The following is a 15,998-nucleotide window of genomic DNA, read 5'->3' as shown; positions in this document are numbered from 1 at the left end:
GCAGGGCCGGCGTCTTATCCTTGCCGCGGGGTTCCGTCCGCACGCGGTGGTTGGTTAGCGGACCGCCTCGTTCAGCATCCGGGTGTTCGGGACGCTGTGGCGATTCAACAGGCCATCTTCGAGCGTCTCGATCGTGGTGGCCACGGGGCCCACCTCGCGGACGGTCCCCTCGAGACCGGCCACTCGCACGCGATCTCCGGCGTGCAGCCGTTGACGCGTGTAGTAGCCGGCGAGGATGCCTCCCATCACGTCCCGGCCCCCGAGCCCGAAGGCGAGACCGAAGCCGACGGCGACGGCGCCGAAGGCGATCAGGATCATGTCCTTGAGCAGATCGAACTGCAGACCGAGCTGCTCGAAGGCGGCGATGAAGGTCATCAGCGCCAGCACGTAGTAGCAGCCGTTGGCCAGATACTCGGCATACGAGAGACCGACGCGATCGGCACTGGTCGCTACGACGCCGCGAAGGAAGGTGGCCACCAGCAGGCCCACCACGACGACGACCGTCGCCACGAGCAGGTTGGGGATATAGCCCACCACGTCTTGCATGGCCGTCGAGAGGGCCTCCCACTTCAGGATGTTGAAGCTGGCGCTCAGGAAGAGACAGATCGTGAGCCAGAAGACGATCTGGCCCAGGATCGCCGATACGGAGCGGGCGATGCCGGCCTGCTTCATCGAGTCGACCAGGCCGCTACGCTCGGCCGCGGTTTGCAGGCCAATCGCGTCGGACAAGGCGCCGACGACGCGGGCCAACAACCGCGCCACGACGTAGCCCACGATGACGACCACGATGGCCGCCAACACCGTGGGAGCCATGCGAATCACTTCGCGGAAGGCGTCCTGAAAGCTCGACACGAAGACTTGCGTCCAGTCGTCGAGGTGGACCTCGGGCATGTAGCTGGTTTCAGCGGCCGGAACGGCCGGCACCGCGGGAGTCGTGGCCGGGAGCGTCTCCGCACCGGGCGTTTGACCCACGAGCGACAGGATCAGGTTCGTAGCGTACATCTTCGTTCTCCTTCGTGTTGTTTGAGGTCGCGTGCGACACGCGGGACTTATTGGCACCTAGAATTCGACTCCTGGCGTGGGCGGCTCGCGCCGTCGGGCGTTACGGCGCCGGCCGATCAGGGCGGTCGACGTCGGCCTTTCCAGTAACGGTGAAAACAATCAATCCCACCAGCGCTCGCGCAAAGCGCGCGAGCGCGAACGGTGCGCCGGCCAGGAAGAACTCCGCCACGTGCGTGACCAGTAGCACGCGATTCACGCGTGTGTGAACCTCCTCGTCGAACTGCTCCGGCAAGGGAGGCACTTCGACATCGGCCAGTCGTTCGAACATGTCGTTCGTCATGTGGATTCCATCCTCGGACCGCTCGGCGGTCTTCCTGCGTGCTCAGTCGCCCAGGTGCGGGAAGCGTTGCTGCAACTTCTCGCGCGAGCGACTCAGTCGCATCTTGCAGGCACTCTCCGAGATGCCGAGCATCGCGGCCAACTCCTCGATCGAGTACCCTTCGGCATACTTCAAGATCACGAGCGCCCGCTCCTCGTCGCCGAGCGTGTCGAGCGCCGCGGCCAGGTCGAGCCGCTCGGTGGTCTGCTCCGACGCTCCGGCGAACGACTCGCCCGTCGAGGCCGCTTCGCTCGGCGCGACGCGCCGCTCGCGCCGACCGCGTGCGCGGCGTAGCGAGAGACAGGTACGTAGTGCGATGCCGTAGAGCCACGTGGAAAACCTCGATCTTCCGGCGAACTTGGCGCGGTTGAGAAACAGTCGCACGAAGACTTCCTGCGCGGCGTCGGCCGCGTCGTGCTCGTTTCCCATCAGGCGGTAGCAGATCTGCCAGACCCGCTGTCGATGGCGTGCCACCAGCGCGACGAACGCAGGGCCGTCCGACCCTTCGCGAGCGGCCTCGGCCGCCAGTTGTTCATCACTGAGTTCGGTGGTTTCCAAGACGGTTTCCACAGCGTTGCGAGCCTCGCTGCGTTCTCCGGCCGCCTTACGCAAGGTCTGTTGCCGGAGAGGGGCGCACAGGTCACAAGAAATTTTGGCTTACCCCGCGGCAGGCCCCGATTTGCGGCCGACGACAGGGTTTACGTCGCCCAGGCGTTCTCGGGCAAAGCTCGGATTCAACCCGCCGCAACCGCGGTGAGGGGGGGTGGAGAAATCGTTCGCGTGGCCGTGCGCAGCAAGATGTGTCGCCAGAGAGGCCATTTCCGCCCGGCATCGGACCAGGAAATCGGCGCAACCGTCAAGACCAGAACCTGAGGCCCAGCACGCGAGACGGCCGAGCGGCGTGCGTCCCGCGCGGGCAGCGAGGATCAATCGACCGTGTCGCTGGGGACCGGCCGCGGCGGAGTCACCGGCGCGGGGGGAGGCGGATTGGGGTTCGGCATCGGAGGTGGTGGAGGCGGACCGAAACGCAAATCGCCCCCGAGCGGCGTCGCGTATTCTTCGCTCGTCGTCTGCGGCGCCCAGCCAGCGAGCAGCCCCGCGGAGGCCACGACCTCGCGCGCCGCGAGATAGACCTCGAAGCTGTCGGGCCAGACGAGAAAGTTGGCGAACTGCTTGGCCGGATTGAGCGTGCTCAGTCCGCGCTGAAAATTTCCGCCGCGCCTTCGCAACGCCAACGCGGGATGGCCGCGATCCTGCCGCCGTTCGAAGACCAGCCAAGGCGTGGGACCACGCGCCATCAAACTGACGCGAAAGTAATCGTTGTTCGGCTTGCGCGCATTGAAGGCCGCGATCAGCTTTTCGGCGTCGATGCCCGCCTGCGGATCGCGGTCGAGCGATTGGCTGCGCACGATTTCGAGCGCCCGCGCCAGGGACTCTTGCCGCAGCGTCTCGACATCGAGCGGATAGAGCCGTTCGTCGCGGCACAAGAGCAACACCGGCTGCGCCCCCTCGGGGGCCGAACGCGGGTTGGGCAGGTAGACCACTTCGGCGTCGGGCGTGTCTCCGGCAGGTTCGGCCGGCGTTTTGGCCAAGAGCGTTTCGAGCGAGGCCTTGTGCGCGAGCACCTGCTCGATTTCGGTACGGAGTTGCTTTTCGCGCTCGGTCAGCTCGGCAAGGTTTTTGTCCTGCTCTTGCTTCGCCTCGACGCGCTCGCGAGTTTGACGTTCCAAGTCGGCAAGCTGCTCTTGATGGGCGGCAAGCTCGGCGCGGACGCGTTCGAGTTCGACCGCGGGATCGAGCGCTAGCAGTTCGGCCAACTCGCGGCGGCGGGCCTCGGTGTCTTCCAGCTTCTCGCGCGACTCGGCCAACCTGGCGGGATTGGCTTTCGCGGCGATACGCTTCGCCGCTTCGCGGGCGCCGATCTGCGTGAGAATCAAGACGAGCACGAGAATGCCCAGGACGTTGAACATCGTGTCCAACAGGGAATCGAGTCCCACGTCGTCGCCGCTATCGGAATTGCGTCTGGGCATGGCGCGTCACGCACGATCAAGGGCGATGGCGGCGAAAAACACTCAGATCGATCTCGCCCTGGCCGACCACCGGCAGCTTGCCGTTGCGCGCGTAGTTGCGGCGTGCCACGTCGGCGGCGGCGTAGTACACGTCGATCGCATCGCTCCGCAGCAGGAAGATGACGGAACGCTTCTCGCCGCGCGAGATGTGCGCGAGCGCCGCCAGAAAGTCGGCATTCGTGGCGATCTCGCTACGGGGAATCCGCTTGGGCGGTTCCGCGTCGAGCAGCACGATCGAATCGGAACGGCACTCGACGAACGTGGGTTCGATGTCGACGCCCGTCCCCCCGGGACGAATTTCGACCACGGCTCCCTTGGGCGGCTCGGGGAGATCGGCCACCTGCTTTTCGAGCGCCCCGACTTGTTCTTTCAATTTGGCGATTTCTTCTTCAATCGCTTTGATCTGGTTCCGCAAGGCCTCGATGTCGACGGGAGACTCGTCGGCGGGCAGCCTGGCCTTAAGCTGGTCGAGCTGCGCGGTGATTTTGTTGAGCTCCGCCTGGAGCCGCGCGAGTTCCTGGACCTTTTCGCCCGCCGCGGCCGATTGCGCCTCGAGCTCGGCCAGTTCGGCGTCGGCGGCCACGAGCTCACTGTCCAGGTGCTCCAACTCTTCGGCCTGGGCCACGCCGTCGGTGTCGATCTGCACGACGGCGAAGGCCGTGATCAGCAGCGTGAAGAGTCCGATCACGCAGGCCAGCACGCTCAAGAAGGGAAACAGCGAGATACCGTCGTCGTCTTCTTTGCGTCGTCGCGACATCACGCCACTACTCGCTCAGTTGGACGAGATGCTTTCATTGGCAGACTTGTCGCCGTTCGATCGCCAGAAGGCCCAACTTCGCCGCCGTGTTTCCACGGGCATGGGAAGAGCGACAGGCCGAGCGCCCAGCTCGCGCAAGACGTGATTGAGCGCTAGGAGCCCCTGGTTGAGCGCCGCGAGGCTCGTGCCCAGCGAATCGGCCGTATGCTTCATCGAGTCGGCGGTCTTCGCCAGCACGACATCGATCTCTTGGATGCGGCCTAGCTTTTGCGCTTCGAGTTGTTGCAGCCGGGCATTGATCTGCTCCCAACTGGCGGCGACCTGGCCGGTGAGCGTGGTGCCGATCGCTTCGAGCCGGCGGGTCCAGGCTTCGAGCTGCGCGCCGTTCGACAGATTTCCATCCATCGACCCGCGGGCATCGTCGAGCCGTTTCAACAGATGATCGTTGCAGTATTCGTCGACGCCGCTGAGCAGGTCCTCTTCGCGCTTCTGCATCGACGAGGTGGGAAACTTGACAAACAGGCTCAGCACCAGCGCGATGAGCGTCGTGTCGAAGGCGGTGGCCAGACCGCCGAGCACCGGTAAAAGAGACTCGGTCATGTCCGAGACGCTTTCCGCCGTGCTGACGGAGCCCCCCAATCCGACCACGGCCGCGCTGATCCCGATCACGGTGCCGATAAAGCCGAGAATCGGCATGGCCCAGATGAAGACCTTGACCATCGTGTAGCTCGAGTCGACCGACATGGAGTCGATCTCCCCCTGCGACGCCAGCACCGAGGCGACTTCCGGGGCGCTATTGCGCACGCGGAAATGCTCCAGTCCGCGAATCACACGGTTGATGAGGTAACTCTCGTCCGGGCGGATTGGCAGTTTCGCCAGGTGCTCGAGATACTTGGGCACGTCGTCGGCCGTAATGTCCTGGCCCAAATCCATGGGCAGCAGATCGAGCAGCATGGCGCGGCGCTGCCGAGCGACCTTCTGCAACTTCAGCCCCAGCACGGCGAAGGACCACGAGGCCAGCAGGACGACGGCCGGCGGCACCCAACCTCGTTCGAGCACGAGGTCGCCCAGGTAGGTACCGCGCAGGGGATACAACACACCACAAACGACGATCGTGACGGCCAGGGCGATGCCGCCGGAAATCAGCATGCTCACATCGCTCGAGGGGCGCATCTTGAGCAGCGATTCGGCGGCGCCCTTCACGGCCTGCGACGGTTTGGGCCTGAACTTGCGCTCGGTGGCGAGCGAGGTCGGCTCGATCTGTTCGAGGAACTTGAAGGGTTGTTCTTCGATCGACGTCTGCGCGGCGCCGCTGCCCTGCGGAGCACTGACGTCGACGGGCGCTGGCGTGGCCGGTCGTGGAACGGACGCCGCAACGGGGGCATCCGCAAGGCTGCCCGGCACGGTGAAGGGGGCCTTGCAATGCGGGCAATTGACGCGGCGGCCGACATGCTGTGGACCGACGCGAATCACCTTCTGGCAGCTTGGACAGCCGACTTGCAATGACATTTCGCCAGGCCCCACTCGGTCGAGCGTGAGGAACGAAGGGGAAATCTCGGGGCGCATCACGTTGGGCCATCGCGCGCCGTCGCGGGAGCGTGCCATACCTGAGCGTGCCGCGCGGAATCGCCGACACGCTGAAGATGCTGCCTCGGGACCGCGCCATTTTAGCAACGGTGCGCGCCGGGTTCCCCACCATTTCCGGGCGAATTTTTCGGGAGCGCATGAAGGTCGGCTGGTGACCGATGCACGCTGGGCGCGAGTCCGACGGACGTGGCAGACCGGGCGGTTAGCGCCGCGGCCCCATTGCGTCGCCGTCGTGTTCTTCGCAGGGGGCGCTTACCACTTGAGACCGAACTTCTCGCCGCCTGAAGATGCCTTGCGGCCCCCCTTGAGCAGGTTGGGATCGGTCTTCTTGACGGGGGGCAGGGCGTTGATCGCCTCTTCGGCTTCGGCAGCGGCGTCTTTCTTGATCGGCTCGGGACGGGCCTGCAGGGCCTTGATCGAGAGGCTGATCCGCTGCGCGTCCTGATCGACGGAGATGACCTGCGCCTCGATCTCGTCTCCTTCCTTGACGACATCCGCGACGCGGAAGACCCGCTTGTGGGCGAGCTCGGAGATGTGGACGAGTCCCTCGATACCCGGCTCGAGCTCGACGAACGCGCCGAACTCCATCAACTTGGTCACGCGCCCGCGGACCGTGGCGCGGGGGGGATACTTGGCGGCAACTTTGTTCCAGGGGTTCTCGAACAGGTCGCGCATGCCGAGGCTGATCTTGTGCGTATTGGGATCGATCCGTTCGACGATCACGCGGACCTTCTGCCCCACTTCGAGCAGATCGCTGGGATGCTTGACGCGGGCCCAACTGAGCTTGCCGACGTGCAGCAGGCCATCGACGCCCCCCAGATCGACGAACGCGCCGAAGTCGCGGATATTGCGGACCACGCCTTCGCGAATTTCGCCCGGCTGGAGTTCTTCGAGCAGCTTCTTCTTATTCTCGGCCTGCTCGCGCTCGAGCACGGCGCGGCGGCTGAGGACCAGATTGCGTCGCTCGGGATTTGCCTCGGTGATGACGCAGGTGAAACGCTCTCCCACGAGCGTGCCGAGATCCTCGATGCGATAGAGCGAGGCCTGACCGGCGGGAATAAAGCCGCGCAGGTTGTTCACCTCGCACTCGAGGCCCCCTTTGTTGTGCCCAGTGACGCGCACGTCAACGAGCATGCCTTCGGCAATGTCAGACCAATCAGCGACATTCGCCGCGGCGCCGGCCAGGCCCAGCTCGTAGAGTCCCTCTTCCGCGTCGAAGCGTTGCACGACGGCCTCGACCTCGGCGCCGATCTCCGGCGGCTTGGTGAACTGTTTGAGGGGAATGACCCCTTCGTTGCGATTGCCCAGATCGATGAAGACGAATTCGTTGTGCTGCGAGACGATGCGACCTTTGACCCGGGTATCGTTGGTCAGTTCCTCGCTCGTGCTGGCGGTTTTCGTGCTGCCGGTCAGGATGTCGTCGAGCGCAAGATCGCCCAGGGCGTCTTGTAGTTCTTGCTCGAGTTCGGGAGGCAGATTGTGGCGCTTGTTCGGGGGTGGGAAGCGCTTGTTCGCCGGTGCGATGGGCTCTTCGTCGACATTCGCGCGGCGGCGACGCTCGGCGGCCGCCGCGCGCAAGGCACGTTTGTCCGTGCGGGGTTCGTCGTCCCCTGCCTTTTCCTGTTCCGCAGGGGATGTCTGAGGAACGGGGCCGGCTGCTTCCGCGGGTTCATCGGTCGGGGAGTAGCTGGCCGGAGCGGCTGAGGCTACTGTCGCTACCTCCGCGGGCGCCGGTGCTTGTGTCTCGCCGCTCGTCGTCAGCGTGGGCAACGCGGGCTGAGGCTTTCCCTGGTCGCGCTGAGAACCAATACGAATTCGTCGTGCCGCCGATGACGATTCGTCTACTTCCTGCGCCGCCGCGGCCTGAGTCACTTCCGTCTCGGGCGATCCTTCCTCACGCTCAACGTCGTCTACCATGTCAAAATCCCTCGCCATCGAACTCCCCCCGCGTCGGCCGACCGGCCGGCGGATAGACCCGTTAATCTAGACCAATTCTGCCACGTGGGGAACTCCCGGCAAGGTAGGGTGTAGCCAGCGTGGTGACTAAACCGCCTGGGGAGATCTGGAGTTTTCGGTAGAGGGTAAGTTCGTCGCGTTTCCGCAGTATGGTATTCCGCGGGATCCCGCCTCACGCCCCCTACCCACTCCGCGAATTCTCCGCACCCCCTACAAAAGGCTCGAAGGCTTGGTAGACCGGCAGTTTCATTGCCCAAAGGCTCGAATGAGGTTAGCCTTAAAAACAGTACCCCTACGAGCGGCCCTACTTACTGCCGCACCTTGCAGCGAGCAACGCTACTGAGCCATTCTTCGAACGTGGGCGACTGACAACTCGGTCCCCTTCTCTTTCGTTCGCAAGTCCTTATCGCGACCGTTGCGTCACGCGAACGGTTACCTCTCTACTTTGTTCCGCGACTTCATTACGTCAAAGGGGGCGAACTATGTTGAGTTCAGCCTTGTCGACCGGCCAGCAGTTCCGCCGTCCATGTGGCGAAACGACGATCTGCCTGGGAGTGTTCCTGGCATTGAGTGCGATGGTCGATATCGCCCGCGCCGATTTGTTGATCACAAACTGGCGAGGCAACTCGGTACTGCGCTACGACGATACCACGGGCGCATTTCTCGGCGAACTGGTCGCGTCAGAAAGTGGCGGTTTGAAACGTCCGATCGGCCTGGCGGTGGGTCCCGACGGCCTGCTCTACGTGAGCGGGAGCGAGTCGGACAACATCCTGCGTTACAACCTTCAGACCGGGGCGTTTGTGGACGAATTCGTCGGCTCCGGCCCCGACGGCATCGACTATCCTCTCAGCATTCATTTTGGTCCGGATGGCCATTTGTATGCCGGCAGCTTTGGCACGCAGTCGATCCGCAAGTATGACGGCACGACGGGAGCTTTTCTGGGCACCTGGGCCACCGAGCCCTCGCTCAACGATCCACTCGACTTCACTTTCAGTTCCACGGGCCAGTTGTTTGTCAGCGGCTATGCCTCGGGTGCGCTCTATCACTTCGACGCAGCGGGGAATTTCGTGCAGAAGCTGGCCGAGGAGTTCGGTGACAGCGAACCGTGGGGAATCACCTTCGGACCAGATGGCAATCTGTATGCGGCCAGCTACCTGCTGAACGGCATCGGACGGCTGAATGGAACGACGTTCGAGTACATCGACACGTTTGTCGACGAAGTGACGCTGGCAGGTCCGGGCAGCATCGCATTCGGCCCTGACGGCAATCTTTACGTAGCCAACTGGAATGTGAACAACGTACACCGTTACGATGGCGTTACCGGCACGTTCCTCGGCGAGTTCGTCGCGAAAGGCAGTGGTGGATTGTTCGGCCCCAAGGCAATTCTATTCGTCAACGTGCCCGAGCCAGCGACATGGGTCATGGCGCTAACTGGCTTGCTGGCGATGCCATTCTTGCTTCGTTCACGCCACAGGGGCGTGCGAGCATAGTCGGTTCGCGGCACCAATTACTTACTGAGCTCTGGATGGCAAGGACGGTGCGTCGGCCCGAAGCTGGCGCGCCCGGCAGGTCATCACGGCATCAAAACGCTAACGACGACTCGATGGGGCGCTGGCTCCTTCGCTCCTTATCAGTACCCGGCTCGCTGGGCTATGCTCGCGATCTGGCCTGATGTGGGACGTCGCCCTATTAGTGCCACTCGCGAAAGGTGCGGGAACATGGAATTCGACCGTCAGGCCTTCGGACCGGCCGCTGCGGCGCTCTTGCCGGCTGGGCACGTCAATGATTTGGGTCCTGGGCGTCCGAACTCGGCGGTTCGTGCGTCGCTCGAGGGGCTGACGGTCGACGAACTGTTTGCGGGACAGAAGATCGTCGACGGGGCGATGGCGAGGTGTTGCCTCTCCGCCCTATGGCTCTATCACGATTATCTCGACGAGTCGCACGCGCTGAGCCAGGAGATCGAGACCCCTTCGGGCAGCTACTGGCACGGGATCATGCACCGCCGAGAGCCCGACAGCTCGAACGCCAAATACTGGTTCCGCCGCGTTCGCCAGCACGAGATTTTTCCGGCTTTGGCGGCAGATGCCCGACAGTTGGCCGCCAAAGAACCAGGACTCGATCGGTCGGCCGAATTCCTTCGCGAGCAGACGGAATGGGCCCCTAACGCCTTCGTCGACCTGTGCGAGCATGCCCGGCTTGGGCGCTCGCCGGCGGCAAGTCTGTGCCAGGCAATCCAGGAACGGGAGTGGCAACTCCTGTTTACCCATTGCTTTCGAGGAGTGGTCAGGGGATAGGGGGAGTAGTCCCAACATATTTCCCCTGTCCCCCCTGCCCACTATCCACTGACCCCTGACCACTCTCTACCTGCCGCAAGTGCTTGCAACTCCTTAAGTTTTACTTGTTTCGGTGCTCGGGTGGGCTAGAATATACCCCACCTTCGGAACAGGGTACCCGAGCACACTCGAGGCAGAGCCGATGCTCCAATTCGATTTTGAGAACAGTGTTGGATACTGGATCTTCGCCACGGCGCACGAGCTTTCGTGCGCCATGAACGAAGAGCTCCAGGCCCATGGCATCACCTACCGTCAGTGGGAGGTGCTGGCCTGGATTTCCGTCGCGGGGGAGATGTCGCAGAGCGAGCTGGCCGCGCGGATGGGCATTGAAGCCCCCACGTTGGTTGGGGTGCTCGACCGCATGGAGCGGGACGGCTGGATCACGCGGACCCCCAGCGACTCGGACCGGCGCAAGAAGATCATCCGCACGACCGATCGGGTAGAACCGGTCTGGTCGCAGATGGTCGCTTGCGGCCTGAAGATTCGCCAAAAGGCGACGCGGGGATTGAGCCAGGAGCAGTTACAGACACTGCGCGAGACGCTCGCCGCCGTGTGCGAAAATCTCGGTTCAATGAAGCCACACCTACGCGAAGCCACGCAGGTCACCACCGAAGCACTGACCTGATTGGCTCGACCACGCCGGCACGAGGGACCGTAGCGCCGTAGCAGGCCGCCTTCCAGCGGCCGTTGCGCGCTGGTTCCTGCGCCCGATGACGTACTGTCGCATGTTACCCACCCTCGTTCGATCAGCCCGCTCGGCACGAACCCCTCGGTATTTGCCGCTGGCGCTGTTGCTGTTGGTGGGCTGCAGCGGCCCGCCGGCCGCGGTGGAGACGGCGCCACAAAACAACGTGAACGTCGTGGCGGTGCGCGCCGACCATGTGACGCCGGAGCTGATGGCGGTCGGCACGATCATGCCCGTCGAGCGCAGCCGAGTGGCGGCGGCAGCCGAAGGGAAGGTGATCAAGTTCCCCCATCGGGTCGGCGCCTTCGTGCGCGAGGGAGAGTTGCTGGCGGAACTGCGCACCGTGACGCTGGCCATCGAGTTGGAGGGGGCGCGGGCCCTGTTGCGTCAGCGCGAGCAGGACTATCAGCGGACGAAGGTCGGTTTTCGCTCAGAAGAAAAATCGCAGGCCGAAGCCAAAAAGCTGGCGGCGGAGGCGACGATGAATCTGAACGAGTCGGCGCTGCGCCGCCTCCAAGATCTGCGCGCGAAATCAGAAAACGCCGTCAGCCAGCAGCAACTCGAAGAAGCGCAGTTTCAGCTCGAGAACGCCAAGCAGCTTTTTGCCGAGGCCGAAGCGGCGCATGCCCTGACCGTGGCCGGCAATCGCACCGAAGAGATCGATGCCGCACGGGCCGCCGCCGACGTGCAGCAACAGGAAGTGCTGCGTCTCGAGGACGAGATGCAAAAGCGGAACGTGGTGGCGCCGTTCTCGGGCTTCATCGTCGAAAAGAATATCGATCTGGGAGAATGGGTACCGCTCGGCGGACCGGTCGCCACGATCGTGAATCTCGACGAGGTCGAGGTGCAGGTCAACGTCGAGGAATCGTACATCGCCGAGATTCGGCTCGATCAGGAAGTCGAGGCGCGCATCGACGCCTTGAAGGGCGAAGTGGTGCGCGGCGTCGTGCGGCAGGTGGTGCCGCGTTCCGACTGGTTGACTGGCAGCCGCAGCTTTCCGGTCATCGTGCGGATGAAGAACACGATCGAAAACAATCAGCCTCGCCTGCGCGAGGGGATGGTGGCGCGGATCACCTTCCGGGGCGAGGCACAATCGGCCCTGCTGGCCCACAAAGACGCCATCGTCCGCAGTCTGAACGGCACGCTGGTTTACGTCGTCGGCCCCGACAACAAGGTGCGGGCCGTGGCAGTGCGCGAAGGCGCCAGCAGCGGCGAGTACATTGCCGTGGAAGGTGACTTGCGGAGTGGCGATCTGCTGGTGACCGAGGGAGTTGAACGGCTCCGCCCGTTCGACGAAGTCGCCATCTTGAACCTGGACGACGCCTCGCGCGCGGTGGCCACCGAATCGATTCCAGCGACGCGCACGACGAACGTCGGTGGCGAGTAACCGACTCGCGAGATTCCGCACCGCTCGGACACCGCTCGCCGGCCCTGCCACGCCGCGCTGAATCTTCATGGAGTGGCGCGGCCCCTTGCGCTGCCGGCGGGGTTATAATGTGAGCCTGTCCCCGCGTCCCTCCGGCCCGTAGCCTGCCTTCCGCGATCCCGCCATGCAGATTGCCGACTTCTCGATTCACAACCCGGTGAAGGTCGCGGTCGGCGTGGTGCTGGTCTGCCTGTTCGGCATCGTGGCGATGCTGAATATCCCGGTGCAACTGACGCCCGAGGTGACGCGACCGGTCATTAGCGTGCGCACGCGCTGGGCCGGCGCGAGCCCCGAAGAGGTGGAGAAGGAGATCGTCTCGAAGCAGGAGCAGCAACTGCAGGACGTCGAAGGGATGATCGACTTCCGCAGCACCTGCCAGGAGGGGCAGGGGGAAGTCGAGATGGAGTTCGAAGTCGGCACCGACATCGATGCCGCGCTGGTCCGCGTGACCAAGCGTCTCTCGCAGGTCCGCGATTATCCCGACGATGCCGACGAGCCCTTCGTGCGCACGGTCAGCGCGAACGGCTCGCCCATCGCGTGGTTCTCGTTGCTGCCGGTCGCGCCGACGCATGCCGAGGTGCGCGCGTTGCTGGAGGCGAATCCTCATTTGGCCGAACCGCTCGCGCCGCTTCTGGCGCGAGAATCGATCCACGTGCCGATGCTGTACGAGTTGGCAAAGCATCATCCGGAAGTACAGGAACTGATCCGGCACGACGTCGATCCGTCGCGTCTGCGGACGTTCGCCGAGGACAACATCGCCGCGCGCCTGCAGCGCGCGCACGACGGCGTCGCCGCGAGCGACGTCTATGGCGGGCGAGAATTCGAGCTGCGCGTGATCTTCGATCCCGTCCGTTTGGCGGCGCGCAAGATCACGGTCCCTCAGCTACGCGACGCACTGCTGCGCGAGAACCGCAATGTCTCGGGGGGGGACGTGTGGGAAGGGAAACGGCGCTATCTCGTGCGCACGTTGGGATTGTTCTCCGATCCGCAGCAGGTGGCCGACACGATCGTGGCCTATCGCGACGGCGCGCCCGTTTACGTCCGCGACCTGGCCACGGTCGAACTCGCCAGCACGAAGCCCGACAGCCTAGGGCGCGAACGTGGCGTGAACATGCTCTCGGTCAACGTTCAGCGCAAGCAGGGCGCCAACGTGATGGACGTGATGGCCGCGGTGCGCGAAGAGGTGCGATCGCTCAACGAGGGGTTCCTGGGCCGCAACGGCCTGCAACTCGTGCAAACGTACGACGAGACGGTCTACATCAGCTCGGCCATGTCGCTCGTCACCGACAACCTGGTCGCGGGGAGCGTGCTGACGGCCCTGGTGTTGCTCGTCTTCATGCGGAGTGGCCGCTCGACGCTGGTCATCTGCCTGGCGATACCAATTTGCGCGATGGGTACGTTCGTCGTCATCCGCCTGCTGGGGCGTTCGATGAACGTGATCAGCCTGGCCGGCATGGCATTTGCCGTCGGCGTGGTGGTCGATAGCGCCACGGTCGTGCTCGAGAACATTTACGTTCGCTACCAGCGCGGCGAGAGCGCCTTCACGGCCGCCAGTCGCGGCACGAGCGAAGTCTGGGGGGCGGTGCTGGCCGGCACGCTGACGATGCTGGCCGTCTTCCTGCCGGTGATTTTCATCCAGGCCGAGGCCGGACAATTGTTCCGCGATATTTCGATCGCCATCAGCGCCGGCGTGGCGATCAGCCTGCTGGTAACCCTCACCGTGGTGCCGAGCGCGGCGTGTCACCTTCTGCAACATGGCGAAGTGGCGCGCAACCGCGAGGAAGATCGCTCGCTGGGGACGCGCCTCTGGCGCGTGTTGGATCGGTGGATGACGCCGTTCAGCTACCTTGGCGAGCGCTTTACCACGGCGCTGTTGTGGGCGACCGACCGCTTGCAGTCGGGCAACCTGAGCCACGGCACGATGATCGTCACGTGGCTGCTCTTTGCGGCCGGAGCGATCATGCTCGTGCCGAGCCGCTATGTCCAGCTCGAACATTGGCCCTGGTACTATCCGGTCCCCAGTCTGCTGGGGCTGACGATCGCGGTGGTGTCGACGCTGCTGTTCCTGCCCCTGGCATTTCGCTCGCGGCGCGTGGCGGTGGCGATCATGTCGATCGTGCTGGGCATGGGGATCAGCTACCGTTTGATGCCCGAGGCCGAGTATCTGCCGGCGGGCAACAAGAACCTCGTCTACGGCCGCATGCAGCCTCCGCCGGGCTACAACGTGGATCAGCTCGTGGGGCTGGCCCGGCAGGTCGAGGATCGTCTGCGCGCGAACTGGGAAGCGCTGCCCAATAGCGCCGAAGCGGCCAGGCTCGAGGGCCCCCCCTTGGCAACTCTTTCGGTGACGGCGCGCGGTCGCACGCTGGTCGTGGCGGCTCGTTCGGCCGATCCCGAGCGCGCGAGCGAAATGGTGCCCTTGGTGCGCCGCGCCATCGCCAAGCTGCCAGGCGTGCTGACATCGGTGAGCCAGACGAGCTTGTTCGAGCGTGGGCTTTCGGGGGGGCGCACGATCGATATCGAAATCTCCGGCCCCAAGCTGGCCACGCTCGTGGGGCTGGGGCAAGAGATCATGTCGGGCGTGCAGCGCATTCTGCCCGCCGAAACGACGGAGACCTCGGTACAGCCCATTCCGGGACTCGACCTGGGCAGCCCCGAGTTGCACGTGCGCGTGCGTCCCGAAAAGGCCGCGCAGCGCGGCATCAGCACATCCGATTTGGGCTACTCGATCGATGCCCTGGTCGATGGCGCTTACGCCGGCCCCTACTGGCACGAGCAGAAAGAGATCGAGCTCGTGCTGTACGGACAAGCGGCCTTCAGCGAACGGACGCAGAACGTCGAGCAATTGCCGATCGCCACGCCGACGGGCGAGGTGATCTCGGTCGCCGACGTGGCCGACGTGCGACTCGCGAGCGGACCGGAGCAGATCAGCCGTATCGATCGCGAGCGGGCCATCACCATCCAGGTGCGCCCGGGGACCGGCGTCGCGCTCGAAGGGGCGATGAACCGCATCCAGCGCGAAGTGCTCGATCCGATTCGCGCCGCGGGTTTGCCGCCGGGCTATCACCTGAACGTGGCGGGCACGGCCGACGACCTGATCCAGATGCGCACGGCGATGTCGGGGAGTCTCCTGTTCGCCTTGCTCATCACCTACTTGTTGATTGCCGGGCTGTACGAGTCGTTCCTGTATCCGCTCGTCATCATGATCAGCGTGCCGATGGGGGCCGTCGGGGGCTTTCTCGGCTTGTGGCTGTTGAACCTGGTCACCGTGCAGCGGCTCGATTCGTTGACGATGCTCGGCTTCGTGATCCTCATCGGCACGGTCGTGAACAACGCGATTCTGATCGTCGATCAAACGCTCGTGTACATTCGCCGCGACGGGGCACATCACCGCGATGCCGTCCGCGAGAGCGTGCGCGGACGCGTGCGACCGATCTTCATTACCACGCTCACGACGTTGATCGGGTTGTTCCCCTTGGTCGTCTCGCCCGGGGCGGGGAGCGAGTTGTACCGCGGCATGGGCACGGTGCTCTTCGGCGGGCTGGTGGTTTCGACCTTTTTCACGCTGCTGCTGGTGCCGCTACTTTTCTCGCTCTTCTTCGAGATGCGAGCGCGACTGTTTGGCCGCGGCATCTCCGCATCGTCGCTGGCCGCGGTAGCGGCCCTGTCGGGTGGCGACGACGAAACCGTAACGGTGATTCCGACGCGAAACGAGGACACCGCCGTGGTGGAAACCCTTTGATTTCGGCGGTCGGACAGGGGCTGGTACTTTTTTTCAGGAGCTTAGGCGGATGAATCGTTTGC

Annotated in this window: 12 protein-coding genes; 5 read left to right on the top strand and 7 right to left on the bottom strand. The window is 64.2% G+C overall.

The features are described 5' to 3' along the window. Positions 1–54: 54 nt before the first annotated feature. The 7 genes from KF708_15370 to KF708_15340 all read right to left on the bottom strand — a co-directional run bounded on the left by KF708_15370 (position 55) and on the right by KF708_15340 (position 7,711). Positions 55–1,002, bottom strand: coding sequence for a mechanosensitive ion channel (locus KF708_15370; protein MBX3414066.1), 948 nt, complete (start codon positions 1,000–1,002; stop codon positions 55–57). A gap of 100 nt (positions 1,003–1,102) precedes the next feature. Continuing rightward, complete coding sequence (locus KF708_15365) at positions 1,103–1,342, bottom strand: hypothetical protein (protein MBX3414065.1); 240 nt, start codon at positions 1,340–1,342, stop codon at positions 1,103–1,105. Positions 1,343–1,384: 42 nt separating this feature from the next. Next, complete coding sequence (locus KF708_15360) at positions 1,385–1,939, bottom strand: RNA polymerase sigma factor (GenBank protein MBX3414064.1); 555 nt, start codon at positions 1,937–1,939, stop codon at positions 1,385–1,387. A 368-nt stretch (positions 1,940–2,307) separates the two neighbouring features. Then, positions 2,308–3,411: a hypothetical protein gene (locus tag KF708_15355; protein ID MBX3414063.1), complete on the bottom strand. Its 1,104-nt coding sequence runs from the start codon at positions 3,409–3,411 to the stop codon at positions 2,308–2,310. 16 nt (positions 3,412–3,427) lie between these two features. Next, positions 3,428–4,207: a hypothetical protein gene (locus KF708_15350; GenBank protein MBX3414062.1), complete on the bottom strand. Its 780-nt coding sequence runs from the start codon at positions 4,205–4,207 to the stop codon at positions 3,428–3,430. Positions 4,208–4,222: 15 nt separating this feature from the next. Next, entirely contained in the window at positions 4,223–5,812 is a 1,590-nt protein-coding gene (locus KF708_15345) for a MotA/TolQ/ExbB proton channel family protein (protein ID MBX3414061.1), read from the bottom strand. Between the two features lie 234 nt (positions 5,813–6,046). Beyond that, positions 6,047–7,711: a S1 RNA-binding domain-containing protein gene (locus KF708_15340; protein ID MBX3414060.1), complete on the bottom strand. Its 1,665-nt coding sequence runs from the start codon at positions 7,709–7,711 to the stop codon at positions 6,047–6,049. A 536-nt stretch (positions 7,712–8,247) separates the two neighbouring features. Here KF708_15340 and KF708_15335 point away from each other — a divergent pair. The 5 genes from KF708_15335 to KF708_15315 all read left to right on the top strand — a co-directional run bounded on the left by KF708_15335 (position 8,248) and on the right by KF708_15315 (position 15,936). Further along, entirely contained in the window at positions 8,248–9,240 is a 993-nt protein-coding gene (locus KF708_15335; protein ID MBX3414059.1) for an NHL repeat-containing protein, read from the top strand. A gap of 228 nt (positions 9,241–9,468) precedes the next feature. Next, positions 9,469–10,044 (top strand): hypothetical protein, encoded by a 576-nt coding sequence (locus KF708_15330; GenBank protein ID MBX3414058.1) that lies wholly within the window; start codon positions 9,469–9,471, stop codon positions 10,042–10,044. Positions 10,045–10,225: 181 nt separating this feature from the next. Continuing rightward, positions 10,226–10,708, top strand: a complete 483-nt coding sequence (locus tag KF708_15325) for a MarR family transcriptional regulator (protein ID MBX3414057.1) — start codon at positions 10,226–10,228, stop codon at positions 10,706–10,708. Positions 10,709–10,859: 151 nt separating this feature from the next. Continuing rightward, positions 10,860–12,155 carry an efflux RND transporter periplasmic adaptor subunit gene (locus tag KF708_15320; GenBank protein ID MBX3414056.1) on the top strand — a complete coding sequence of 432 codons (1,296 nt, stop codon included), beginning with the start codon at positions 10,860–10,862 and terminating at the stop codon, positions 12,153–12,155. A 163-nt stretch (positions 12,156–12,318) separates the two neighbouring features. After that, entirely contained in the window at positions 12,319–15,936 is a 3,618-nt protein-coding gene (locus KF708_15315) for an efflux RND transporter permease subunit (GenBank protein MBX3414055.1), read from the top strand. The last annotated feature ends 62 nt before the right edge of the window (positions 15,937–15,998 follow it).

It is taken from the genome of Pirellulales bacterium (assembly GCA_019636335.1).
Lineage (GTDB): Bacteria > Planctomycetota > Planctomycetia > Pirellulales > JAEUIK01 > JAHBXR01.
Note: the sequence above shows the minus strand (reverse complement) of the source record. Positions and strands in the feature narration are given on the sequence as shown.